The organism is Rhizobium leucaenae USDA 9039 (genome assembly GCF_000426285.1).
Lineage (GTDB): Bacteria > Pseudomonadota > Alphaproteobacteria > Rhizobiales > Rhizobiaceae > Rhizobium > Rhizobium leucaenae.
The window spans coordinates 228,117-253,050 of the sequence record NZ_AUFB01000004.1; the positions used below are offsets into that span (position 1 = coordinate 228,117).

The 24,934-nt window shown below is 61.0% G+C and carries 24 protein-coding genes; 11 read left to right on the forward strand and 13 right to left on the reverse strand.

Annotated features, from left to right (window positions below; translation table 11 throughout):
* Positions 1-52: 52 nt before the first annotated feature.
* The 6 genes from K290_RS0108160 to hutI all read right to left on the reverse strand — a co-directional run bounded on the left by K290_RS0108160 (position 53) and on the right by hutI (position 7,472).
* Positions 53-1,492: an MFS transporter gene (locus tag K290_RS0108160; RefSeq protein WP_028751452.1), complete on the reverse strand. Its 1,440-nt coding sequence runs from the start codon at positions 1,490-1,492 to the stop codon at positions 53-55.
* A gap of 199 nt (positions 1,493-1,691) precedes the next feature.
* Positions 1,692-2,354, reverse strand: coding sequence for a sulfite oxidase-like oxidoreductase (locus tag K290_RS0108165; RefSeq protein ID WP_028751453.1), 663 nt, complete (start codon positions 2,352-2,354; stop codon positions 1,692-1,694).
* Between the two features lie 77 nt (positions 2,355-2,431).
* The gene (locus K290_RS0108170) at positions 2,432-2,995 is read right to left on the reverse strand and encodes a HutD/Ves family protein (protein ID WP_028751454.1); all 564 of its coding nucleotides are present in this window, start codon (positions 2,993-2,995) and stop codon (positions 2,432-2,434) included.
* A gap of 1 nt (position 2,996) precedes the next feature.
* A complete protein-coding gene (hutU, locus tag K290_RS0108175) occupies positions 2,997-4,682 on the reverse strand; it encodes a urocanate hydratase (RefSeq protein ID WP_028751455.1) in 1,686 nt (561 codons plus the stop codon).
* Between the two features lies 1 nt (position 4,683).
* Positions 4,684-6,219: a histidine ammonia-lyase gene (hutH, locus tag K290_RS0108180; protein WP_028751456.1), complete on the reverse strand. Its 1,536-nt coding sequence runs from the start codon at positions 6,217-6,219 to the stop codon at positions 4,684-4,686.
* The gene (hutI, locus tag K290_RS0108185) at positions 6,216-7,472 is read right to left on the reverse strand and encodes an imidazolonepropionase (protein ID WP_028751457.1); all 1,257 of its coding nucleotides are present in this window, start codon (positions 7,470-7,472) and stop codon (positions 6,216-6,218) included. The genes hutH and hutI overlap by 4 nt, the downstream gene beginning before the upstream one ends.
* A gap of 101 nt (positions 7,473-7,573) precedes the next feature.
* On the opposite strand from hutI, the gene K290_RS0108190 reads away from it, so the two are divergent.
* Both K290_RS0108190 and hutC read left to right on the forward strand, forming a co-directional pair.
* Entirely contained in the window at positions 7,574-8,917 is a 1,344-nt protein-coding gene (locus K290_RS0108190) for a formimidoylglutamate deiminase (RefSeq protein WP_028751458.1), read from the forward strand.
* Positions 8,918-9,000: 83 nt separating this feature from the next.
* Positions 9,001-9,720, forward strand: a complete 720-nt coding sequence (hutC, locus tag K290_RS0108195; RefSeq protein ID WP_028751459.1) for a histidine utilization transcriptional repressor HutC — start codon at positions 9,001-9,003, stop codon at positions 9,718-9,720.
* 73 nt (positions 9,721-9,793) lie between these two features.
* On the opposite strand, the gene K290_RS37865 is transcribed toward hutC, so the two are convergent.
* The gene (locus K290_RS37865) at positions 9,794-9,946 is read right to left on the reverse strand and encodes a hypothetical protein (protein WP_154668566.1); all 153 of its coding nucleotides are present in this window, start codon (positions 9,944-9,946) and stop codon (positions 9,794-9,796) included.
* A gap of 195 nt (positions 9,947-10,141) precedes the next feature.
* Between K290_RS37865 and K290_RS0108205 the strand changes: the two genes are divergently transcribed.
* The 5 genes from K290_RS0108205 (at position 10,142) to K290_RS0108225 (ending at position 13,746) form a co-directional block, all read left to right on the forward strand.
* Positions 10,142-10,726 carry a TetR/AcrR family transcriptional regulator gene (locus K290_RS0108205; protein ID WP_028751460.1) on the forward strand — a complete coding sequence of 195 codons (585 nt, stop codon included), beginning with the start codon at positions 10,142-10,144 and terminating at the stop codon, positions 10,724-10,726.
* A 205-nt stretch (positions 10,727-10,931) separates the two neighbouring features.
* Entirely contained in the window at positions 10,932-11,555 is a 624-nt protein-coding gene (locus K290_RS0108210; RefSeq protein ID WP_028751461.1) for a hypothetical protein, read from the forward strand.
* Between the two features lie 193 nt (positions 11,556-11,748).
* Positions 11,749-12,606 (forward strand): cytochrome b/b6 domain-containing protein, encoded by an 858-nt coding sequence (locus K290_RS0108215; RefSeq protein ID WP_028751462.1) that lies wholly within the window; start codon positions 11,749-11,751, stop codon positions 12,604-12,606.
* Complete coding sequence (locus tag K290_RS0108220; RefSeq protein ID WP_028751463.1) at positions 12,603-13,379, forward strand: molybdopterin-binding protein; 777 nt, start codon at positions 12,603-12,605, stop codon at positions 13,377-13,379. Before K290_RS0108215 ends, K290_RS0108220 begins: the two co-directional genes overlap by 4 nt.
* A 112-nt stretch (positions 13,380-13,491) precedes the next feature.
* Positions 13,492-13,746, forward strand: a complete 255-nt coding sequence (locus K290_RS0108225; protein ID WP_028751464.1) for a hypothetical protein — start codon at positions 13,492-13,494, stop codon at positions 13,744-13,746.
* Between the two features lie 59 nt (positions 13,747-13,805).
* Here the strand turns inward: K290_RS0108225 and K290_RS0108230 are convergent, their stop codons facing one another.
* Entirely contained in the window at positions 13,806-14,282 is a 477-nt protein-coding gene (locus K290_RS0108230; protein ID WP_028751465.1) for an Lrp/AsnC family transcriptional regulator, read from the reverse strand.
* 147 nt (positions 14,283-14,429) lie between these two features.
* Here K290_RS0108230 and K290_RS0108235 point away from each other — a divergent pair, with 147 nt between their 5' ends.
* Complete coding sequence (locus K290_RS0108235) at positions 14,430-15,179, forward strand: tryptophan 2,3-dioxygenase family protein (protein WP_028751466.1); 750 nt, start codon at positions 14,430-14,432, stop codon at positions 15,177-15,179.
* Between the two features lie 17 nt (positions 15,180-15,196).
* On the opposite strand, the gene mntR is transcribed toward K290_RS0108235, so the two are convergent.
* Complete coding sequence (gene mntR, locus K290_RS0108240; RefSeq protein ID WP_028751467.1) at positions 15,197-15,652, reverse strand: manganese-binding transcriptional regulator MntR; 456 nt, start codon at positions 15,650-15,652, stop codon at positions 15,197-15,199.
* A gap of 198 nt (positions 15,653-15,850) precedes the next feature.
* On the opposite strand from mntR, the gene K290_RS0108245 reads away from it, so the two are divergent.
* The 3 genes from K290_RS0108245 to K290_RS0108255 all read left to right on the forward strand — a co-directional run bounded on the left by K290_RS0108245 (position 15,851) and on the right by K290_RS0108255 (position 19,762).
* Entirely contained in the window at positions 15,851-17,206 is a 1,356-nt protein-coding gene (locus K290_RS0108245; RefSeq protein ID WP_028751468.1) for an Nramp family divalent metal transporter, read from the forward strand.
* A gap of 132 nt (positions 17,207-17,338) precedes the next feature.
* Positions 17,339-19,168: a M23 family metallopeptidase gene (locus tag K290_RS0108250; protein WP_028751469.1), complete on the forward strand. Its 1,830-nt coding sequence runs from the start codon at positions 17,339-17,341 to the stop codon at positions 19,166-19,168.
* Between the two features lie 180 nt (positions 19,169-19,348).
* Entirely contained in the window at positions 19,349-19,762 is a 414-nt protein-coding gene (locus K290_RS0108255; RefSeq protein ID WP_028751470.1) for a GFA family protein, read from the forward strand.
* Positions 19,763-19,776: 14 nt separating this feature from the next.
* Here K290_RS0108255 and K290_RS0108260 read toward each other — a convergent pair whose 3' ends face one another.
* From K290_RS0108260 to K290_RS0108275, 4 genes are all read right to left on the reverse strand, one after another.
* Entirely contained in the window at positions 19,777-20,700 is a 924-nt protein-coding gene (locus K290_RS0108260; RefSeq protein ID WP_028751471.1) for an SMP-30/gluconolactonase/LRE family protein, read from the reverse strand.
* A 285-nt stretch (positions 20,701-20,985) separates the two neighbouring features.
* Positions 20,986-23,274, reverse strand: coding sequence for a xanthine dehydrogenase family protein molybdopterin-binding subunit (locus K290_RS0108265; RefSeq protein ID WP_028751472.1), 2,289 nt, complete (start codon positions 23,272-23,274; stop codon positions 20,986-20,988).
* A complete protein-coding gene (locus K290_RS0108270; RefSeq protein WP_028751473.1) occupies positions 23,271-24,254 on the reverse strand; it encodes an FAD binding domain-containing protein in 984 nt (327 codons plus the stop codon). The genes K290_RS0108265 and K290_RS0108270 overlap by 4 nt, the downstream gene beginning before the upstream one ends.
* Entirely contained in the window at positions 24,251-24,718 is a 468-nt protein-coding gene (locus K290_RS0108275) for a (2Fe-2S)-binding protein (protein WP_154668567.1), read from the reverse strand. The genes K290_RS0108270 and K290_RS0108275 overlap by 4 nt, the downstream gene beginning before the upstream one ends.
* Between the last annotated feature and the right edge of the window lie 216 nt (positions 24,719-24,934).

Below are 24,934 nucleotides of genomic sequence, written 5' to 3' on the forward strand. Positions count from 1 at the left end.
CCATTTTACAGCGGCTTGCGTCTCAATATCGTTAAGAATTTGAAGGTTTTGATCAGGTCTTCACTTTATGGCGGGACACCTCTGCGCCCGCATCGTGCGGCAGGCTGATAAAACGCAATGCGGAGATGGCACCGATAAGACCCACAACAAGGAAAGCCCAGCGGAAATCGACGAGCGAAAGCGTTTCTCCACCATGAATGGTGCGGGAGAGATTGAGAACGGCAGCGGCGACGGCAACGCCGAGCAACAGCGAAACCTGCTGCAGCATGCTCGAAAGAGTCGAGGCAGAACTGCGCTGCGCGGCATTAATATCGGCAAAGCCGAGCGTATTCAGTGCCGTGAAATTCATCGATCGCGAAAGTCCAGCAACGAATAGTAAGCTATATATCAGCAAGTCCGGCGTCGACGGAGACAGAAACGCGCATGCACCGATGCTGGCCGACGAAATCAGGCCATTGACGACGAGCACGTTGCGGAAGCCGAAGATTTTCAACATCTGCGTGGTGATCGCCTTCATGCCGAGATTGCCGGCGAAGTAGAACAGCAGATAGGTGCCGGCGTCGATCGCCGTACGGCCGAAGCCGACCTGGAAGAGCAGCGGAACCAGGAATGGCGTAGCGTTGATCGCCACCCGGCTCGCCGTTCCGGCCGAAAGCGTCGACATGGCGAAGGTCTGCACCTTGAAGGCGGAGAGATCGAGCAAGGGCGCGTCGATCCTCAAGAAATGCCGGGTGGCAATGACGGAGAAAACCACGCCGGCAGCAATGAGCCCAACGCTGGGCGCCAATCCGGTGGCCCCCTGGACCACGAATTCCAAGCCGGCGAGCAGGAAAGTCAACCCCACCGCCGATTGCAGGAAACCGATGAAATCGAGCCGCGCGACCTTCTCTTCGCGCTGGTCCGGCACGAAGCGCAGAACAAGCCCAAGCCCCAGGATGCCGATCGGAATGTTGATCAGGAAGTTCCAGTGCCAGGTGAGATAGGTGGTGATGAAACTGCCGAGCACAGGGCCGATGACGGGTGCGGTCAGCGCCGGCCAGGTGATCATCGATATGGCGTGCACGAGCTCGGATTTGCGGGCGTTTTTCAGCACGATAATACGTCCGACCGGGGTCATCAGCGCACTGCCGATACCCTGCACTGCACGGGCGATGACGAATTCGACGAGATTGCCGGAGAGGCCGCAGAATAGCGATGCCGCAGTGAAGACTGTGATCGATGCCAGAAACACCCGCCGGGCGCCGTAACGATCGCCGGCCCAACCTGCCAGCGGCACGAAGGCCGCCATCGTCAACAGATAGACTGTGATGCCGATGCTCATCGACACCGGCTCGACTCCGAAGGTTGCCGCCATCTGCGGCAGCGAGGTCGTGACGATCGTGCCGTCCAGGATCTGCATGAAGAATGCGACGGCGACGACCAAAGCGATGATACGGGATTGTCGGCCGAAACTTTCTTCGGATTGCTGCTCTGTGGTCCGGACAACGGTCATGAGATAAATTTCGGAGAATAATGTTAGGGGGCCGGGCGTTCGCCGACAGTAATCATACGATCATTGAATACGCCCATCACCATCGATTGCAAAGCCGCAAAGCCGCATCCCAGCCATCAAAAATTGACACGGTGACATAAGCGTTGCGATTCCCCCGGGATTTGCGCTGGCGTCACCTCCGCCTGCAACATCGCAGGCATCAATCGTCCGAGTATCGCTGCTCGCGCCAGGGATCGCCATACATGTGATAGCCGTTCTTCTCCCAGAAGCCGGCCCGGTCGGCACCGATGAGCTCGATGCGGTTCAGCCACTTGGCGCTCTTCCAGAAATAAAGATGCGGCACGACGAGACGCATCGGACCACCATGCTCACGCGTCAGCGGCTGGCCCTCCCACGCCGTGGCCAGAATAGCATCCTCGGCAGCAAAATCGGCAAGCGGCAGATTGGTGATATAGCCGTCATAGCTCGTCAGCAGCACATGCTGCGCCTCGACAGTCGGCATGGCGAGATCAAGCAGATCGCGCGTCGAAACGCCTTCCCAGCGATTGTCGTAGCGCGACCAGGTTGTCACGCAATGAATGTCGCTAACCCTGGTGCTCTGTTCGATCGCCTGAAAAGCGGCCCAATTCAGACTGAGCCGCGTTTCCACGAACCCAAGCACATCAAGCCGCCAGCTCGATAGCGAAACCTGCGGCTGCTGACCGAGATCGAGCACCGGCCAATTCCTGACGAGATGCTGCCCCGGCGGCAAGCGCTCGGTTTCCGGCCGGCTGATGCGCCCGGTCAGAAATTTGCCCTCCGCCGCCCAGCGGCGCTTGGAGGCAGTGAGCTTGCTGTCGGCGGGGATCTGATCATCGCTCATGCGGGCATCCTCTCTGCTGCGCAGAAATAGGATAGCGGGGGCATGTCCATGTCAAGTCAGAGGCAGTTGATAGCCGGCTATATTGCTTCGATGGCGATGCAGAACAGCTCCGCCTTGCCAAAGATGGAGCGCCGTGTGGCGTGATCATCCGAGATAAGCAAGCAGTCCCCCGCGGCAAGCGTCCTACCGTCGACCTCGGCATTGCCGCGATGGCAAAGAACAAGACTAGTCCCACCGGCGAAAGCGACTTCACTATTTCCGTCAACCGAAACGCGCTGCACCGAATGCGTGAAGCGTCCCCGCCGCGTCATCACGTTGAGATCCGTGATCGTCCCATTGATCAAGGTTGCCGAGGTCGGCGCATCGGCGGCAAAGGGCAGCGGCTCACTCGCCTGCGTCAGGCCTTCCGGCGCGCGCCCCTCGATAAAGAGGGTCATGCCTGCGCCATCGAGAATGGATAGCGTGCGATCGATGCCGGGGAAAACCGAAAACGGCCCGTCCGTGGCAACGGTCGCCATGCTGACGCGCCAGTCGAATTCGGCAAGCCCGGCACCCTCGGGCGAAACGGCGATTTCCACCGTCTCGCCGCCGCCGTTTTTCCAAGGCATGCGTTTGTGGTCGCTGGCGCGCAGCAGCTTCATCTTAGTTCCCCAGGATAGCCGGCAGGCGCAGGCCCTGCTTCTTGGCCCAATCGAGGGCGATGTCGTAGCCGGCATCGGCGTGGCGCATGACGCCGGTTGCCGGGTCGTTCCAGAGAACCCGCTCTAAGCGCTTGGCCGCATCATCCGTGCCGTCGGCGCAGATGACCATGCCGGAGTGCTGGGAAAAGCCCATGCCGACGCCGCCGCCATGGTGCAGCGACACCCAGGTGGCGCCCGATGCGGTGTTGAGCAGCGCATTGAGCAGCGGCCAGTCGGAAACGGCATCCGAACCGTCCTTCATGGCTTCCGTTTCGCGGTTCGGCGAAGCGACCGAGCCGGAGTCCAGATGGTCACGGCCGATGACAACAGGCGCCTTCAGCTCACCGTTCCTGACCATTTCGTTGAAGGCCAGACCGAGGCGGTGGCGATCGCCGAGGCCAACCCAGCAAATGCGCGCCGGCAGGCCCTGGAAGGCGATGCGCTCGCGCGCCATGTCGAGCCAGTTGTGCAGGTGCTTGTTGTCAGGCAGTAGCTCCTTCACCTTGGCGTCGGTCTTGTAGATATCCTCCGGATCGCCCGAGAGAGCCGCCCAACGGAACGGACCGATACCGCGGCAGAAGAGCGGACGGATATAGGCCGGCACGAAGCCCGGGAAGGCGAAGGCGTTTTCGAAACCCTCGCCCTTGGCGACCTGGCGGATGTTGTTGCCATAGTCGAGCGTCGGCACGCCGGCATTCCAGAAATCGACCATTGCTTCGACATGCACCCTCATCGAAGCGCGAGCGGCAGCTTCGACGGCTTTCGGATCGCTCTCGCGCTTGGCTCTGTGTTCGGCCACAGTCCAGCCCGCCGGCAGATAGCCATTCAGCGGGTCGTGGGCAGAAGTCTGGTCGGTGACGATATCCGGGCGCGGGCCGCCGGCCTTCATGCGCTTCACTAGCTCGGGGAAGATTTCTGCGGCGTTGCCGAGCAGTCCGACGGACTTGGCTTCGCCGGCCTTTGTCCACTTGTCGATCATGGCAAGCGCTTCATCCAGCGTCTTTGCCTTCTCGTCGACATAGCGGGTGCGCAGGCGGAAATCGATGCGGGTTTCATCAGATTCGACAGCGAGGCAGCAGGCGCCGGCCATGACGGCCGCCAGCGGCTGCGCGCCGCCCATGCCGCCGAGGCCGCCGGTCAGGATCCACTTGCCCTTGAGGTTGCCGTTATAATGCTGGCGGCCGGCTTCGACGAAGGTCTCATAGGTGCCCTGCACGATGCCCTGCGTGCCGATATAGATCCACGATCCGGCCGTCATCTGGCCGTACATGGCAAGGCCCTTCTTATCCAGCTCGTTGAAGTGATCCCAGGTCGCCCAGTGCGGCACGAGGTTGGAATTGGCGATCAGCACGCGCGGCGCATCCTTATGGGTGCGGAACACGGCGACCGGCTTACCGGACTGCACGAGCAGCGTCTCATCTTCGTTGAGCGTCTTCAGCGTCGCAGCGATACGGTCGAAATCGTCCCAGGTGCGGGTAGCGCGGCCGATGCCGCCATAGACGACCAGCTCGTTCGGGTTTTCCGCAACGTCCGGGTCGAGATTGTTCATCAGCATGCGCAGCGGCGCTTCGGTCATCCAGCTCTTGGCGTTGAGCTCCGGGCCGCGAGGTGCGCGGATTTCGCGGATATTATGGCGTGGGTTGGTCATGTCATATCTCCAGAGAGGGCAGAATGCCGGCGGATACGGATGCGTTGAGCGCGCCGGAAGCGACGAGGTCGCTGGCGGCCTTTAGATCGTTTGCCATGTAGCGGTCCTCATCCAGCGTGGGGGCTGCAGCACGGATAGTGGCAATGGCAAGGGTCAGTTCCGGACTGGTAGTCAGCGGCGCGCGAAGTTCGACGCCCTGCGCTGCCGTCAGCGCCTCGATGCCGACGATGCCGAAGAGATTGTCGGTCATCGGCAGGAGCCGGCGCGCGCCATGGCAAGCCATGGACACATGGTCTTCCTGGTTGGCTGACGTCGGCGTCGAATCGACGGAAGCCGGATGCGACATCTGCTTGTTTTCCGACATCAGCGCGGCGGAGGTGACCTCGGCAATCATCAGTCCGGAGTTCAGGCCGGGCTTCTTGGCGAGGAAAGCCGGCAAGCCGTAGCTCAGGGCCGGATCGACCAGCAGCGCGATGCGGCGCTGCGAGATCGCGCCGATCTCGCAGACAGCGATCGCGATCTGATCGGCGGCGAAAGCTACCGGCTCGGCATGGAAGTTGCCGCCGGACACCACAGAATTATCAGACAGGACAAGCGGATTGTCGGTGACCGCATTGGCCTCGATTTCAAGCGTTCGGCCGGCCGAACGCAGGAGATCCAGGCAGGCACCGTCGACTTGCGGCTGGCAGCGAATGCAGTAGGGATCCTGGACGCGCTCGTCGCCCTCGATATGACTTTGACGGATCACGGAACCGGCAAGCAGGCCGCGAAGGGCAGCGGCGGTATCGATCTGGCCCTTATGGCCGCGCAGCGTGTGGATATCGGGATGGAACGGCGCGGACGAGCCCATGGCGGCATCCGTCGACATCGCGCCGGTGATCAATGCTGCCTGCGCGGCGCGATGGGCGCGGAAAAGGCCGGCAAGAGCGAGGGCCGTGGAGACCTGCGTGCCATTGATCAGTGCCAGGCCTTCCTTGGCCGCAAGCACGACCGGCGTCAGTCCAGCCTTTTTTAGCGCCGCAGCGCCGTCCAGCCGTTCGCCGGCATAAAAGGCCTCGCCGTGACCCATCATCACTGCCGTCATATGCGCGAGCGGGGCGAGATCGCCGGACGCGCCGACGGAACCCTTCTCGGGAATGACGGGCATGACGCCCTTTTCAAGCATCGCCTCGATCAACCGCACCAATTCCAGCCGTACGCCGGAAGCGCCGCGGCCAAGCGAGATCAGCTTCAGCGACATGATCAGGCGGACGACATTCTCCGGCAGCGGCTGGCCGACGCCGCAGCAATGCGAAAGGATCAGATTGCGCTGCAGGGTGGCAACGTCGGCGCTGTCGATCTTGATGGAAGCCAGTTTGCCGAATCCGGTGTTGATGCCGTAGACCGGCGCATTACCGGCGGCGATCTCGGCGATACGCACAGCGGCTTTGAGAATGCCGGCATTGAAGGAAGTATCGAGCTTGGCAGGCTCGCCGGTCCAATAGATCGTAGCCAATTGTTTCAGCGAGACGGAGCCGGGATGGAGTGTGACGGTCATCGGTCGAATTTTTCTCCCTTGAAAACGCGGGCATGAAGCGGATTGAAGCCGATGCGATAGACAAGCTCGGCAGGGCTTTCGATGTTCCAGATGGCGAAATCGGCCGATTTGCCGGCCTCCAGCGTGCCCGTCTTGGTGAGCAGGCCGAGAGCCCGGGCACCTTCACGGGTGGCACCCGCGATGCATTCCTCGACGGTCAGACCGAAGAGGGTCGCCGCCATGTTCATCGTCAGCAGCATAGAGGTCAGCGGCGAGGTGCCGGGATTGCAATCGGTGGCGATGGCGATCGCAACACCTGCCTCACGCAGCACCTTGACCGGAGGTTTCTGCTTTTCATGGATGGCGTAGAAGGCGCCGGGCAGGAGAACCGCGACCGTGCCGGCCTCCGCCATCGCTTTCACGCCATCCTCATCGAGATATTCGAGGTGGTCGGCGGAAAGAGCGCCATAGGAGGCGGCAAGCTTGGCGCCGCCGAGATTGGAAAGCTGCTCGGCATGCAGTTTCACAGGGATACCGAGCGACTTGGCACGATCGAACACACGGGCGATCTCGGCCGGCGAAAAGGCAATCCCCTCGCAGAAGCCGTCGACGGCATCGGCCAGGCCCCTGGCATGCGCCTGCTCCAGACCCGGCAACACGACATCGGAAATATAGTCGCCGTTCCGACCCTTATAATCCGCCGGCGTCGCATGCGCGGCGAGATAGGACGTGACGACGCGGACCGGACGGGCATCTTCCAGCGCCCGGGCGGCTTGCAGCATCTTCAATTCGGATTCGACGCTGAGGCCGTAGCCGGATTTCACCTCGATGGTGCTGACGCCTTCGGCAAGCAGCGTGTCGAGGCGCGGTAAGGCAGTCGCAATGAGATCATTGACGGACAGCGCGCGCGTTGCGTTGACGGAGGAAACGATGCCGCCCCCGGCGCGAGCAATCTCTTCGTAGCTCGCACCTTCCAGCCGCATCTCGAATTCGCGGGCGCGGTTGCCGCCGTGAACGATGTGCGTGTGGCAATCGATGATACCAGGCGTGACCCAACGTCCCCCGAGATCGACGATTTCGGCATCGCCGATCTCAGGCGCATCGCTTTCGCGACCTGCGAAAACGATGTGGCCATCCTTGGTCAGGATCGCACCCTTCTCGACAATGCCGAGCCCCGGCCGATCGCCTTGCAAGGTCACCAAACGGGCATTGCGCCAAAGGCGGCTTTTACCTTCGGATATCACGCTATCGCTGGAAAAATTGTTCCCACTCATCAGCTTTACGCCTTTCCTTATGGGCTCATAATGTATATACATATTAAAAGGGCTGACAAGAGGGATTTTGGATTCTGGATCCAAAAGGAAAGAGCTAGGTCATGACGAAACTTCATGCACGTTCGGCACTGCTTCACGATGGCTGGCGGAAAAACGTCCGGCTAACTCTCGAAGACGGCCGCTTTGCCGGCGTCGAGGCAGATGTTGCGGCCGAGGCCGGCGACGAGCGGCACGACGTTCTGGTTCCCGCGATGCCTAATCTCCACAGCCATGCCTTTCAGCGCGCCATGGCGGGCCTTGCCGAAGTCCGAGGTCCGGCGAACGACAGCTTCTGGAGCTGGCGGACCGTCATGTACAAGTTCGCGCTGTCGATGACCCCCGATCATGTCGAGGCGGTGGCCGCGCAGCTCTATATGGAAATGCTGGAGGCCGGCTTTTCCCGTGTCGGCGAGTTCCACTATCTGCATCACGACAAGGACGGCAGCCCCTATGCCAATGTCGCCGAGTTGGCCGAGCGCATCGGCGCGGCAAGCGCCGAGACCGGCATTGGGTTGACCCTGCTGCCGGTTTTCTACGCCCATTCCGGCTTCGGCGGCGCGGCCCCCATCGATGGCCAGCGGCGCTTTATCAATTCGCTCGATCGTTTCGAAGCCCTGATGACCGGCTGCCGGACGATCGTTGGCCGGCTGCCGGGCGCCGAACTCGGCCTTGCCCCGCACAGCCTGCGGGCGGTAACGCCCGAGGAGCTGGAAAAACTTGTGCCGCTAGCCGGTGATGGGCCGATCCATATCCATGTCGCCGAACAGGTGAAGGAAGTCGAGGATTGCATCGCCTGGTCGGGTGCCCGCCCCGTGCAATGGCTGCTCGACCACGCCCCGGTTGACAGGCGCTGGTGCCTTATCCACGCGACCCATATGACCGATGATGAAACCCGGCGCATGGCGAGAAGCGGTGCGATCGCCGGCCTCTGCCCCGTGACGGAAGCCAATCTCGGCGACGGCACTTTTCCGGCGCCGCTATTCCTGGAGGAAGACGGTCGCTATGGCATCGGCTCGGATTCCAATATCCTGATCTCCGTTCCGGAAGAACTGCGGCAGCTCGAATATTCCCAGCGCCTGGCGCTGAGGGGCCGCAACGTCATCGCCACATCGGGCGGCTCGACGGCACGCGCCCTGTTCGACCACGCCATTACAGGCGGCGGCGCTGCGTTGAAGGCGCAAGCAGGGCTCGCTGTCGGCGGTTACGCCGATGTGGTCTCACTCGACGTCAGCGCCGTTCCCTATGTCTCGGGCGATCAGATCCTCGATCAATGGATGTTCGCCGGCGGCGTTACGGTCGACAGCGTCTGGGCGCAGGGCCGCAAGCAGGTCGAAGGCGGACGGCATAAGCAGAGGCAAACGATCTCCGCCCGATTCCGCGCTGCGATGAACGAACTAATCGGTTGAAAAAGCACTTTTCCTCGCGACAATGAAATTCTAAATGAACAGAGTGGCGATCATCCAGGTCTCACGAGGAAACGGTCGGCGGCATGACGACAGCTAAAGAAGCGACCCTGCATCAGCGTATCCTGAGCGATATCGAGAGCCGGATCGTTTCCGGCGATTGGCCTCCCGGCCATCGGATTCCCTTCGAGCTTGCCCTGGCGGAACAATATGACTGTTCGCGCATGACGGTGAACAAGGTGCTGACGCAGCTTGCCAGGGCTGGACTGATCGAGCGGCGCAAGCGCTCGGGAAGTTTCGTCACGCAGCCGCAGGCGCAATCGGCAGTGTTGGAAATCCACGACATCAAGTCGGAGATCCTGTCGCTGAACCTGCCCTATTCCCACAAAATCATGAAGCGCGCCAAGCGCAAGGGCCGCCCCGACGATGCGCGGCGGCTGCAATTTGCCGGCACGGTCTCGGTGCTGGACATCACCTGCATTCACTATGCCGGGCGCCGGCCCTTCTGTCTGGAAGACCGCGTCATCAATCTCGACGCCGTACCAGAGGCGGCTCAAGTCGATTTCGACGAATTGCCGCCGGGGCCATGGCTCATCAATCAGGTGCCGTGGAGTACGGCCGAACACCAGATCCGCGCCATCGCCGCGGAGAGTGAGGCCGCCGCAAGCCTGGACATCGCCAAGGGCACCGCCTGCCTCGTCATAGAACGGCGCACCTGGAGCAACCTCGGGCCGATCACCCACGTCCGCCTCACCTATCCCGGCGATCGTCATACATTGGTGGCACGCTTCACGCCGTCGAGCTGAAAACGCTCTATCCCTTGTTTTACGCATTCCGGACGGAAAACCGCTTGGCGCTTTTCCTGGAATTGCTTAGCCGCTACCGGCGCTGCACGGGCTCGGTCTGCATCGGGATAAGGTTGTCGGATTGATGGATGGGCTTCACGGGGTTGACCAGCAAGATGCTGAGCGCAATCAGCACCAGCGCCAGGACAAGGATAATGCCGATCAAAAATGGACGAATGGCGATCATTTCGGTTCTCCAATCTTCCGTGTTTGACACCATAACGTTACAGGAAGGGGATTTTGAGGCAATCAGCTTTTGCGCTCAGCCATTGCGTGAATCTATAAAGTTTCAACCGTATTCACGATTTGCTTGAATTCTCGACGGCGAAAGCCACAATCCGAACGACTTGACAGACACCCTACCAATAGGTAGGCAAAACGGATGAGCAATATTTCGACAAAAGCTGACGAAATCATCCAGTCCGCACGCGGCCTGATCATCGCGGGCGGCTACAACAGCTTCAGCTTCGCCGATATTTCGGCAGAGGTCGGTATTCGGAAAGCTAGCATCCATCACCATTTTCCGACCAAGGCCGATCTCGTCAGGATCGTCGTGGCGCGCTATCGAGAGGAGGCGCGGCAGGGCCTCGCTAAGACCGACGCTGATATTGCCGATCCGGTCGCGCGCCTTCGAGCCTATACGGGCTTCTGGGAAGCGTGCATCAGAGACAATACCGCACCCTTCTGCATCTGCGCCATGCTTGCCGCCGAACTGCCGGTCCTGCCGGCCGATGTTGCGGCTGAGGTGCGCGGCCATTTCCGCGATCTCTCGGGTTGGCTTGCCGCCGTCATGGAAAAAGGCGCGGCCGACCGCCGTCTCGTTATGCCCCGACCGGCAACCGAGGAGGCTCTTTCGTTCATGGCGACTGTGCACGGCGCCATGCTTTCGGCCCGAGCCTATGGCGACCCGGTTGTCTTTGCCACCATTGTCGAGCCACTGTTCGATCGACTGGCCACTTTCCATTGAAATCATTTGTGTTTTCGTGATTTTGACGGGTAACGCGCCTCTCACGCTTGTTTGATTGGCGAAGCTACCGAGTGGTAGATAGGATCGCCTCGTTGCAGCACGGGATGACGATCTTTCCGGTCTTCTCATGCAAAGAATTTTGTTGGCGGCCTCGACCGCCTGTCCAAAAGCCTACCGACTAGTAGGTCTATCAAGGAGACTATTCATGGATCGCAAGCTTCTGCCGAAGAGCATATTGGCACTGGCCGCCGGCGCTGTCGTAACGCTCGCTGCGCTGCAGGGCGCCAATGCCGCCGACCGCCTCCGCGTGCGGGGCACGATCGAAAGCCTCGATGGCGATACCCTCAAGGTCAAGTCCCGCGACGGCAAGGACATCACCGTGATGCTGAAATCCGGCTGGGGCGTCACCGGCGTGACCAAGGCTTCCGCCGCCGACATCAAGCCCGGCGATTTCGTTGGTATCGCCAACGAGCCGACGAAGAGCGGCGTTGCCGGCGCCATTGAAGTCGTGATCTTTCCCGCCTCGATGAAGGGCACCGGTGAAGGCGACCGGCCCTGGGACTCGAAGCCGAACAGTTCCATGACCAACGCCACCGTGGCCAATGCCGTCAAGTCGGTGAACGGCCCGACACTAACCCTGACCTATAAGGGCGGCGAGAAGAAGATCAACATTCCGGACGGCACACCTGTCGTGACCCTGACCTCGGCCACCAAGGACGATCTGAAGGCCGGCGCCGGTGTTTTCATCACTGGTGAAACCACAGGCGACGGCATGGTTTCCAGCGATCGCATTGCCGTCGGCGTCAACGGCACCGTTCCGCCGATGTGATCTTCCCGACAAAGTGATCTTCCCATCAAGGGAAGCTCGCAGGCCGACCGGCACCCGCCCGCCGAGAGCCTGCCATGCGGCGCTCCATAGTCAGACCTGGTGATGGAGCGCCGCCACTTTGCCGCTCGATTTGTGGTACCATGCAGTCACGGTTTTCAAAGGGTTCGTTGAAGATTTCGAGAGGAGCCTAGCCATGGCCGACATCGATGCGACCGGTGCGCCTGCGCGCCCTCGGACGATCTACATTCGCCGGCATTCGATCGTTACCCGCCTGACGCACTGGCTGAATGTGCTCTGTCTTTCACTGCTGCTGATGAGCGGCATGCAGATTTTCAACGCCCATCCCGCCCTCTATTGGGGCCAATACGGCGCCAATGCCGATCCGTCCTGGCTGCAGATATCAGCCACCGACAGCGACAACCAGCCCTACGGCACCCTCCGCATCGGCAACCTGACGATCCCGACGACCGGCATTCTCGGCGCGTCGAAAGAGGACGGTGAATGGACTGAACGCGCTTTTCCCGCCTGGGCGACGATCCCAAGTTATCAGGATCTGGCCGACGGCCGGCGATGGCATTTCTTCTTCGCCTGGCTCTTCGTCTTCAACGGTCTGATTTACCTGCTCTATGGCTTCGTTGCCGGCCATTTTCGCCGCGATCTGGCGCCTTCCGGTGCCGAAGTTTCGCCGCGCAATCTCTGGCATGAAATTATCGAGCATGCCCGCCTGCGTTTTCCAAAAGGCGAGAAGGCGAAACGCTACAACGCATTGCAAAAACTCACCTATCTGATCGTCATCTTCATTCTGCTGCCGCTGATGCTGGCGACCGGGCTCACCATGTCGCCCGGCATCGATGCCGGCTATCCGTTCCTGCTCGATATCTTCGGCGGCCGGCAGACGGCGCGTGGCATTCATTTCATCACTGCATGGACGATCGTGCTCTTCGTCCTCGTCCATGTGGTGATGGTCATCCTGTCCGGCCTCTGGAACAACATGCGCTCCATGGTCACCGGCCGCTATGCCATCCGCACGAAAGGGGAGGACGACGCATGAGCAAGATTTTCACCCGTCGCCGCTTCCTCGTCGGCTCTGCTGCCAGCCTCGGCGCCATCGGCCTTACCGGCTGCGACGAAGTCACCGGAAATCAGAACGTCCAGAAAGTTCTGGCGCTGGCCGAAGGTCTGACCATGGGTACGCAACGCCTGCTCGTTTCGCCGCAGACGCTTGCCCGTGAATATACCGACAGGGACATCTCGCCAACTTTCCGACCGAACGGCACCGACGATCCCGGCACCGAGGACTATGCCGCTATGGTGGAAAACGGTTTCTCCACCTGGAAGCTGAAAGTCGACGGCATGGTCAATCAGCCGATGGAATTTTCGCTGGCCGACCTGAAGAAACTGCCGTCGCGCACGCAGATTACCCGCCATGACTGTGTGGAAGGCTGGAGCGCCATCGGCAAATGGACCGGCGTACCGCTCGGCCTCATCCTGCAGAGCGCCGGCCTGAAGCCGGGCGCGCGCTACGCAGTGTTCTACTGCGCCGACGAGTTGGAGCAGACGCTCGACGGCAGCGGCCGCTACTACGAGAGCATCGACCTGATCGATGCCTTCCATCCGCAGACGATCCTTGCCTATTCGATGAACGGCAGGGATCTCGAAGTCGCCCATGGCGCACCGCTGCGTCTGCGGGTCGAGCGCCATCTCGGGTACAAGCATGCCAAATACGTGATGCGCATCGAAATCCGCGACAAGTTCGACGATATCTGGGGCGGCAAAGGCGGCTTCTGGGAGGATCGCGGCTATGAATGGTATGCCGGAATCTAACGCATGGCTTTTGACATGTTTCAATTTGTCGCAGGTCGCTCGGAGCCGGAACACTCATGCGTGCATGTGCGTTTCCGCGAAGGGCAATTATGCCCTTTCGGAGGAAATGCACATGCTGAGATCGATTTTGATCGCGGCCGTGTTTGCGGCAGCGGGCATTGCGCCTGCTTACGCTGCATCTATGGCGAAATGTGACGATGCTTCCATTGCGGCCTTGCAGACCAAGGTGGATGCAATGACCGACCAGACGAAAAAGACAGCCGCCACCAAACAGGTGACTCTGGCCAAAGATGCCATGAAGGCGCACAAGATGAAAAATTGTGTGACCCACATGGAAAATGCCGAGAAGGGCATGAGCAAGATGTAACCGTTCGCCGCCGCTTTGGTGGATTTGGAGGATGAGGCCCGGGCGTCCGGGCCTTAAATTTAGCGGCTCCCCCTGATATGCCGCGCCGCGTCGGCAAACGAGATGTCCGACTTGATTTCGCGTGTCGACATCGACGTCACCGTATGCCGTACGCCGGGTAGCCGGTTCAACTCCTGGCGCAGCAACCGGTCGAGGGCGGCCATGTCCGCGGCCAATATGTGCAGGAGATAGTCGGCCTCCCCCGTGGTCGCATGACAGCGCCAGATCAGCGGATGGCGGCGCACGGCCGCTTCGAAGGCATCGAAGCGCTCGACGTCGATCGACACTTGCACGAAGGCCTCCAGACCGAAGCCGAGCTGCGCCGGATCGAGAAGCGTCCGGTAACCGCGGATCACGCCGGCCTCTTCCAGCGCTTTCACCCGCTTCCAGCATGGCGTCTTGCTGAGGCCGACCCGATCGGCAAGCGCGGCAAAGGAGATGCGGGCATCGGCTTCCAGAGCCGAGACGATCTTATGGTCAAGCGCGTCCAAGTCCATCGTTCTCTCCATTGCACTCGGCTAAGACAATCGTACTCCCAGTTGCCGATTTTGAATGACAATGAGAAACAATGTTCAAGCGAAATTTTCGTATCCTTCCAAAAAGAGAATATGCCAGCGGCAAGGGCCAGGAAAATGGGAGCGAAGATGCAGAAGGAAGAATACTACGCACACATCGAGGCGCCAGACATGCGCGACTATGGCGTTTATCTGCAATGCGACAAGCTGCTCGCCTGTCAGAAGCCGTTAAGCGAGATGGTCAACGGCGACGAGCTGCAGTTCCAGATCGTCCATCAAGTGGAAGAACTCTGGATGAAGCTCATCGCCTACACGCTGGTCGATGTCATCGCCTTCATCGAAGAAAACAATACCCATCGGGTGGTGACGCTGATGGGCCGCGTGCATCGGCTGATGCGGTTGATGACGACGCAGCTCGATCTGCTCGAAACCATGTCGCCGAAGGAATATCAGCAGATTCGCCTGCAGCTCGGCAATGGCAGCGGCCAGGAATCGCCCGGTTTCAAGTTCCTGCTGCGCCTGCCGCCGGATCTCTGGCGGGCCTTCAAGGCGCATTACCTCGACGCACCGGGATTGACGGTCGAGGACCTCTATGATGGCAAATACGATCATGGCGACAGCTATGTCGTCGCGGAGGCGCTGGTGGAGTTCGACGAACTCTTTCAGAAATTCCGCGCCAATCACATCTATCTGATCCAGCGCTCGATTGGGCTAGGTTCGAAATCCCTCAAGGGTCGGCCGGTCGAGCTGTTGCAGGCCGGCACCCGCCACCGCTTCTTCCCCGATCTCTGGGATATTCGCGCCGAGATGACCGACCGCTGGGGCAGCCAATACGGCGTGGTGCGCGATTCCATTTCCAAGCACGACGCGGCAGAATAAGGATCGCGATCCCTTGATTATCCGTCGCGCTGCATGGCGCGCCGGAACGCTTTCAGCGTTTCGGCGCTGACGTGGTGTTCCATGCCCTCGGCGTCGATTCGCGCCGTCTCGGCGCTGACGCCGAGCCAACGAAGGAATGCTTCAACCGTCTGGTGGCGGGCACGGATGTCCTGGGCAATCTTGCTGCCCGCCTCCGTTAGGAAAACACCGCGATAGGGCCGCCGCGATACCAGCCCATCGTCGCAGAGCCGTGCCAGCATCTTGGCGACCGTCGGCTGCGACACACCAAGCCTTGCCGCGATATCCACCTGCCGCGCCTCGTTGCCGTCATCGATGAGATCGGCGATCAGCTCGACATAATCTTCCACCAGGGCGCCACGGGTGGCCTCCCGCGTATGCCGGAAACCCTCCGAATGCGTCTCGGCATCCGGCAGCGGTTCGTCTCGATAGATCGGCGGTTTTCTGGCTGGCAATGCGTTAGGCTCCGGAGATGCGGATAAAATCCCTTTTATCTTTATAGCACCGGCTTCAATCTTGAAAGCGGATGATAGTTTTTGCGGCGGCGGCGCGATCGCCATTACCATGCCTAAACTATACAATATAGCCTATTGCATAATGTTGATATCCGGCATATTTATTTGGTCATGTCACAGACCGTTCCGGAGCCCCGCATGACGCAGATTCAGGAAGCAGCCGCACAGCCTGCATGGAAATTCGCCCACCCCGATGAAGATGCGCGGCCGAGCCTACCGGAAGTCAATGCCACAGTTCATGTACCGCATACCGGGACCTGGGTCCGGCGGCTGATCGCCTTTCTCGGACCGGGCTACATGGTTTCCGTCGGCTACATGGACCCTGGCAACTGGGCGACGGACCTCGCCGGCGGCGCGCAATTCGGCTACACGCTGCTTGCCGTCATCATGCTGTCCAATCTGATGGCTATTTTGCTCCAAGCCCTTGCCGCCCGGCTCGGCATCGTCACCGGCCGCGATCTGGCGCAGGCCTGCCGCGACCATTATTCGAGGCCGGTCAATCTGGCCCTGTGGTTTGCCTGCGAACTCGCGATCATCGCCTGCGACCTCGCCGAAGTCATCGGCACCGCGATCGCGCTGCAATTGCTCTTCGGTATCCCCTTGATCGGCGGCGCGCTGATCACCGCGCTCGACGCCTTCCTGCTGCTGCTCCTGATGAACAAGGGCTTTCGCTTCCTGGAGGCCTTCGTCATCGCACTCCTCGTCGTTATCGCCATCTGCTTCGCCATCCAGATCGCCGCCGCCGCTCCTCCGGTCGCCGCTATTCTCGATGGTTTCATTCCTTCGCCCGAGATCGTCACCAATCACGAGATGCTTTATATCGCCATGGGCATCATCGGCGCGACCGTCATGCCGCATAATCTCTACCTGCACTCCTCGATCGTGCAGACCCGCGCCTATAAGCGCACCGATGAAGGCCGCCGCGACGCGATCAAATGGGCGACGACCGACAGCACCATTGCCTTAATGCTGGCACTTTTCGTCAACGCTTCCATCCTGATTGTGGCAGCCGTCGCATTCCACAATAGCGGGCATTCCGATGTCGCCGAAATCGGTCAGGCCTTCGAGTTGCTTTCGCCGCTGCTCGGCCTTGGGATCGCTTCGACGCTCTTTGCCGTGGCGCTTCTTGCATCAGGCCTCAATTCCACCGTAACGGCGACGCTCGCCGGCCAGATCGTCATGGAAGGTTTCCTGCGCCTGCGCATTCCGCACTGGGCAAGGCGGCTTTTGACGCGCGGCCTCGCAATTATTCCAGTTGTTTTTGTTACCGCATTTTATGGTGAAAAAGGTACTGCGGATTTGCTGGTTCTGAGCCAGGTCATCCTGTCCATGCAACTGCCCTTTGCCGTCATACCGCTCGTCCAGTTCGTCACGGATCGCGGAAAAATGGGCAGATTCACCGTTCCGAGAAGCGTTGCCCTCCTCTCCTGGCTGGTTGCAGGCATCATTCTGGCGCTGAATTTCAAGCTGCTCTACGACACCATCTTCGGTTGACGAATCACCCGTGATGCGAGAATCTGCACCCGCCGAAGATCACCGTAATTAACCGATCCGTAATATTTGCCCAGATTTTGACATGATTTGCCCTAGTTTGGGCCCACCGCAGTCTGCAGGGTTCCTCAATTCATGGTCGAAAGTCCATTGCGCGTCCAATTCCCCGCAGAGGCTGCGATTCAGGCGCGGCCGCATCATGAATTTCATATTCCTTTTCTGCCCCGCTCAGCCCATCTTCGCCATCTGATCGCCATCGGCCTTGCCGGCACCGCCTCCTTCGGCCTTCTCGCCACCGTTCTTTACCCGCTGCTTGCCCGCCATACGATCGAACAGGCTGTGCCGGTCCGCATAGCCCAGCTCATCCGCTCACAGCCCGCCCTACCTAAGAGCGACCGGATTGCCGCGAAACAGCGTTTCGACGGCGCCCGCTTTGCGCAGGTGGCGGAAAAGACTTCAAACGGCGAAACCCGCATCTTCACCTATCACCGTACGACGCTGGTCTTCAAAGCCGAAGCTGCCGAGCCTTCCGACGATGACGCCACGGCCATCAATGCGGCCTATGGCGACGATGCCCAGTCCGAGCCTGCTCTCTTTTCAGCGGCGGCGCTTTCGGATATCCGCCCGGGCATCTATCCGCATGCCAATCGTTACGATGCGGTCCGGCGCTCGCGCTTCCCGGTCCGCGGCGTGCCGTTGAATGTCAGCGTGTCGAAGGCGACCACGGGCGAGACCGGCCGCGAGTTCAAGAGACTGGTTTCCATGCCCAAAGACCGGCAGGACCTGCAGGATATCCTCGCCTCCGCCGGCCTGGGTCAAGACGCTGGCGACGAACTGCAGCGCGCCTTGGAAACCGATACGGTTTCGCCCGGCGATAGCCTGGAACTGCTGCTCGAAAAAAGGACGGCCGACGCCGCGCCGAAACTGATCATGGCCCGCCTCAGCGGCGGGAAAACGCCGGAGCGCATCGTCGCACGCGACGATGCCGACGGCTTCGTGCCGCTCACCGACGACCGGCTGTTTTCCACGCTCTATAGCGAGAGCCAGGCTGACGCGCCCTCCTCCTCGGAAGTGGCCGCGGTCGACCTTAAGGGCATCGACAGCGACGATCGGACGACGATCCGTGCCAAGCTGAAGAAGGCGGGGCTTTCCGACGAATGCGCCGACCAGCTCATGAAGCTTGCCAAGGCAAATGACGTTTCATTGACGGGTGACGATACGCCCGACAGCGTCGATCTGCTGTTCCGCAAGGCGGACAATGGCAAAAGCGAGCTGATGTTCATCGAGTTCCATACCGATGGCGATACGCATCGCTTCTATCTGCACAAAGACGGCGGCAACGGCGCCTCCGAATTCTACGACGAGGGCGGTCATTCGGTTGCCAAGGTGCTGACCCACCGTCCCGTGCCCAATGGCACGCTCGGTGATGGATTTGCCTGGCGCATCCATCCGATCCTCGGCGTCCGGAAATTCCACAACGGCGTCGATTTCCGCGCTCCGATGGGCAGCCCGATCATGGCCGCCGGCGACGGCACCGTCGAAAAGATTTCCTGGGAAACGGGCTACGGCAAATATGTCCGCATTCGCCACGATGGCGGCTACGAGACCACCTATGCCCATATTGCCTCGACGCCGTCGGACCTGCATGTCGGAGAGCGCGTCACCCAGGGCCAGGTCATCGCCTATGTCGGCTCCACCGGCTATTCCACCGGTCCGCATCTCTATTACGAACTGCGCGTCAACGGCCGCTACGAAAACCCGCTGACCGCCCAGTTGCCAGCCGGCACCAATCTCACCGGCAAATCGCTGGACAGCCTGCGCTCGCAAGTCAGCCACGTCGACAATATCATGACCTATCTCGACGTGCCGCCACCCAACGAAGCCCGCCCCTTCTCAGCTTTCGACCAGGGACCGGAGCGAGGTGCAGGTCCAGGCGCGGGCCCGGGTCACGCCAGCAGGCCCTGATCGAGGCGACTACAGCGGCGCTTGCCCGGCACAACCGAGATTCCCCAAACAGCGAATTTTTGATTTGAGGCTGGAAAATGGAGCCTCGGATGCATGCTGAACGATGCGCCGCGGGAGCGCGTCGTAGCGCCGGTTTGAAATCTCAACACGATCCCGCTTCAGAAAACGGAGGGTTTTCGAATGGCTGATGCTCGATGCAGTTGCGGCGCTCTGAGACTGATGCTTTCAGAGCCGGCAAAATTGGTTGTGGCCTGTCATTGTCTTGACTGCCAACGCAGAACCGGCGCGCCATTTGGCGTGGGCGCCTTTTATCCCGTCGACGCCGTCGCGATTTCCGGAACGTCGAAAGAGTTCACCCGCGAGGCGGCAAGCGGCGGGAAGGTCCATACCTACTTTTGTCCAAGCTGCGGATCATCGGTCTATTGGAAGGCCGATAACCTGCCGTCCTTCGTCGGGGTTGCGGTCGGCGCTATGGCCGACCCGAAATTCCCGGCCCCCGCTCGATCGGTTTTTGAGCAGTCGAAACACGATTGGGTTCAAATCGAAGGTGCCGAACACTTCCAGCAAAGCAGTGCGGCAAAAAATTCGAACTGAAACACTATCGAACTCTAACCGAGACGATTAGCCGGCTCAGCAGGGCCGCTGTTCACATAGATTGCATAGAGCGAAGTCGTAGCGGTGATATAGAGCCGGTTGCGCTTCGGACCGCCGAAGCAGAGGTTCGATACGACCTCCGGAATGAGAATGCGGCCGATCAATGTACCATCCGGCGCGTAGACCCGGACGGAATCGCCGCTGGAGGCGAAGATGTTGCCCTGGCGATCAACCCGGAAACCGTCGAACATGCCGACTTCGCAGGTGGCGAAAACACGCCCCTCACTGAGGCTGCGGCCGTCCGGATTGACGGAATAGGCGGTGATCGTCGGCGGCAGGCCGGGCACATGCGAGCCGCCGGTATCGGATACATAGAGCACGCTTTCATCCGGCGAGAAGGTGAGACCGTTCGGCTTGACGCGGTCACCGGCAACCAGCGTCACCGCTCCATCGGCTGGATCGATGCGATAGACGTTGGACGCATTGATTTCGGAGGGTGCGGCAAAGCCCTCATAATCACTGTCGATCCCGTAGGTCGGATCGGTGAACCAGATCGAGCCATCCGACTTCACGACAACGTCGTTCGGCGAATTCAACCGCTTGCCGTCGAAACGGTCGGCGAGCGGCCGCCATAGCCCGTCATGATCCAGCCGGCTGACACGGCGGCCTCCATGCTCGCAGGCGATGATCCGGCCTTCGAAATCGAGCGTGTGGCCATTGTGATAACCGACGGGACTCTCGAAGACGCCGGCTGCGCCCATCACTTCGTCATACCGCAGAATTCGGTCGTTCGGGATATCGGACCATACGACATGGCGTGCGGCCGGCACATAGACGGGTCCCTCGGTCCAGCGCCCGCCCGTCCAAAGCTGCTCCAATTTCGCAGACCCGTTGATCAACGCCTTGAAGCGCTGATCGAGAATATCATACTGGCTCATGATGCTCCGCCCTGTTCCTCACAGCCAGCCAACCTCCGACCGGCCTCCCATAATCGGAAGCCAGTCTAGTGACAGCAATCATCGGCTGTCAAAAACAAGCTGAGGATATGACACGCTTTTTACCGGCGTCATTGCCTATCCGGAAGAGTAGCGTCGTTCCCTCTCCCCGCGAGCGGGGAGAGGGTGAGGGTTAGGGTTAGGGTTAGGGTTAGGGTTAGGGTTAGGGGCCGGGCACGAGACATCCTCAGCGACAGACTCGCCGACCATCCCCAAAATCCCTCAAAATTACAGCAACTTCTCCAGCGTAATCGGCAGCTCGCGTATCCGCTTGCCCGTCGCGTGGAAAACCGCATTGGCAATTGCCGGCGCAACGCCGACGATCCCCAGTTCGCCGACCGCTTTACCGCCGAGCACGGAGGCGTGCGTGTCGGGAATGCCGACGGAGATCACTTCGATGTCGGGAATATCGGCATTGGTCGGCACGAGGTAGTCGCCGAGGTTGTTGTTGATGACGCGGGCGTAGCGCTCGTCGACAATACCCTCTTCGAGCAGCGCCTGGCCGATGCCCATGATGATGCCGCCCTTCCACTGGCTTTCGGCCAGCTTCGGATTGTAGAGCCGGCCGGAATCGAGCGCCGAGACGACGCGCGAGACGCGCACGGTGCCGAAATCCTCGTCAACGCGTACTTCGATGAAGTGCGCGCACCAGCTATGCATCGAATAGTCGCCGTCCGTGGGCGACAGCATGGTCGCGATGGTCGAGAAGTTGCGGTAATGATCCGCCTTGCTCTGCTTGTCTTCCGGCAGGGTATTGCGCAGCACCTCGATCTTATCGCGGCCGACCTGCCGCAGAAGCTCGGCAATGGCGATGCCGTCACCGCCTTCGCGCGGCGGCAGGATGCGGCCGTCCGAAACGGTCAGCGTATTGGCCTGCAGATCGCGAAGCGGCGAGTTGGGATCGTTGATCGCCAGCCCCACCAGCTCGTCGCGGGCGGCGATAGCCGCCTTGTAGACGGCGCCGGTCATGAGGTTGGCAAGCTGCGACCCGCCCGCAACGGGCGCGCGCGGCAAGGCGGAATCGCCAAGCTTGACCCGGATTTGTTCGACCGGGATGCCGAGTGTCTCGGCGGCCGTCTGCGCCAGGATCGTATAGGTGCCCTGGCCCATGTCGATGCCACTGCTCGCCACTTCCGCCGAACCGTCGGCGAGGATGCGCACCAGTGCTTCACCCGGCGTGCGGCGTACCGGATAGGTGCCGGCGCCGACACCCCAGCCGATCAGCTGCTTGCCGTCCCGCATGGAGCGCGGCGCATGCGAGCGCTTCGCCCAGCCGAAAGCCTTGGCACCAGCCTCGAAAGCCTCGCGCAATTGCCTTGTCGACCAAGGCTTGTCCGCTTTCTGGTCCCGCTCGGCATAATTCTTCAGCCGGATTTCCACCGGGTCCATGCCGAGTTCGTAGGCGAGCTCGTCGATAGCGCTTTCGATGCCCCAGGCGCTGGGATTTTCGCCAGGTGCGCGCAATGCGCCGGGCTTTACGGTATTGACCGCCACGATGTTCTGCCGCGACGAAAGATTGGGCGTCGCATACATGATCGAGGTGACGACACCCAACGGCTCGACCGCCACATCGCCAATCGAAGTCTCGTTGGCGCTGGTATGGATGATGGAGGTGAGCTTGCCGTCCTTGGTCGCGCCAAGCGCAATCCGCTGGCGCGTGCCGGGCCGACCGCCGAAGGCGGTGAAGGTCTGCGGCCGGGTGATGACCAGCTTCACCGGACGTCCGAGCAGCTTCGCCGCCATGACACCAGCGGCCCCATGCGGCAGTGCCAGCGCCTTGGAGCCGAAGCCGCCGCCGATATAGGGCGAGATCATCCGCACATTCTCGAAGGGAATACCGAACCATTCGGCATAGGTGCGCGCCATGCCGTCGATCCACTGGCTCGGCTCCCAAAGGGTCAGCATGTCGCCGTCCCACTTGGCGATCAGCCCGTGCGGCTCGATGGGCACGTTGTATTCCCGCGGCGTCTTATATTCGGCTTCGATTTTGACGGGCGATGCGGCGAGGGCGGCTGCGGCATCCCCCCACTCCCTGGTCATCGGCTCGATCGGAAAACCTTCGCCGCCTTTCGGATCGTCGAGGCTGAAAATCGCCGGAGCCTCCTCATAGGTGACCTTGACCAGTGCCGCCGCGGCTGTCGCCTGCTCGAAGGTTTCGGCAACGACGATGGCGACATGCTGGCCGCTATAGGTAATGTCCTTGACAAGTGGCCGGTACGGGCCTTCCGGACCGGGGGTGTCGAGCCAGGTAGTCGGTGAGTTCAGGTCCGGCATCGTGTCCGGCGTCAGCACCAGCAGAACGCCGGGTGCGCTCTCCGCCGCCGACGTATCCATGCCGGTGATCCGGCCAGCAGCGATCGTGCTTTGCACCATTACCGCGTGGGTCAGCCCCTCAAGATCGCGCTCGACAGCGTAATCGGCTTCGCCCTTGATCTTTGCGGTTCCATCCAGGCGGGACAGCCGCCCGCCGAGCGCGCCGTCAGCGACGCCATGCTTTCTGGTTTCCATGATGGTCATGCCATTTCTCCCATCGTCAGGATGGCGCGCTCGACGACACGTGGCGCAAGCGCAATCTTGTAGTGATTGCCGCCATGATAGACGGCACCTTGCACAGCGAGCAGGCTGGCGCGCTTCACAGTAGCCGCATCGAGCACCTGGCCCTTCAATGCTTTTTCCACGGCGCGGGCACGCCAGGGCTTGGTGGCGACACCGCCAAGCGCCACCCTGATATCCCTGATCGTCCTGCCATCAGCCTCCAGTTCGAGCCCGACGGCGGCGCTGGCCGCGGCGAATTCATAGGACTGTCGGTCGCGCACCTTGAGATAGGTCGAACGGCGTGCAGCGGCGGAGGCCGGAATGGTGATCGCCGTAATCATCTCACCCGGCTCGATCGCATGTTCCCGTTCCGGCGTCGCTCCCGGCAAAAGGAAGAAATCATCGATTGCGACCTGACGGCTGCCGAGATACACGACCGCATCGAAGGCCACCAGAGCCACCGCCAGATCGCCGGGATTGGTGGCGATACAGGCCTCGCTCGTGCCGAGAACCGCATGATTGCGGGTGACGCCGCCGATTGCCGAGCAGCCGGAACCGGGTGCGCGCTTGTTGCAGGCGGCAAAGGTCGCCGGATCACGGAAATAGGGACAGCGCGTGCGCTGCATCAGATTGCCGCCGATCGTCGCCATGTTGCGGATCTGCGCCGAGGCCGCAAGCGACAGCGCCTGCGAAACGGCCGGGAATTGCGCCTTGATATCGGCATCGTCGGCGACACGGCTCATCTTGGCGAGCGCACCGATCGTAACACCCTGGTCGGTCAGGGAGATGGCATCGAGACCAGTGAGACGGCCGATATCCACCACCGTCTCAGGTTCGGCAAAGCCGCATTTGGCGAGATCGAGCAACGTCGTGCCGCCGGCAAGCAGCATGGTGGCGGAAGCGGCCGCAGCTTGCCGGGCTTCATCGACGGAGCCGGCGCGGAGATAGGAAAATGCCTTCATCGGGTGGCCTCCGCTGCTTCGCGCACGGCGGCGACGATGTGCGGATAGGCGCCGCAACGACAGAGATTGCCGGCCATATATTCGCGGATTTCATCATCGGAGCCGGCATGGCCTTCGCGGATGCAGGCGACCGCCGACATGATCTGCCCCGGCGTGCAATAGCCGCACTGGAAAGCGTCATGTTCTAGGAAAGCAGCCTGGACCGGGTGCAGATCGCCGTTTTCGGCCGCCAGCCCTTCGATCGTCGTGACCTTGCGGCCTTCTGCCTGGGCGGCCAGCGTCAGACAGGAGAGCACACGTTCGCCATCGACATGGACGGTGCAGGCACCGCATTGGCCTTGATCACAGCCCTTCTTGGTACCGGTCAGACAGAGATGCTCGCGAAGGGCATCGAGAAGCGTGACACGCGGATCGAGCGAAAGCTCGTGTGCGCGTCCATTGATATCGAGATGCATGGTAGTCATCAGGTCACTCCCTGTTCGGGTCATCTTGCAAACATCAGAATTTGCCAGTCGCGACATCGCTCTTGACGTCAGCCCGGCCGGCGCCAGGTAATCAGGCTACAGCGCTTTTGCCGGCGCGTGCGGCTTGTGGTGGGACGCCTGGGGAGGCTGCGCTTTCACCGTCTTGGATCCCTCGATCAGACGGTAATGGCATCCTGGCCCATTATGCGATAACAA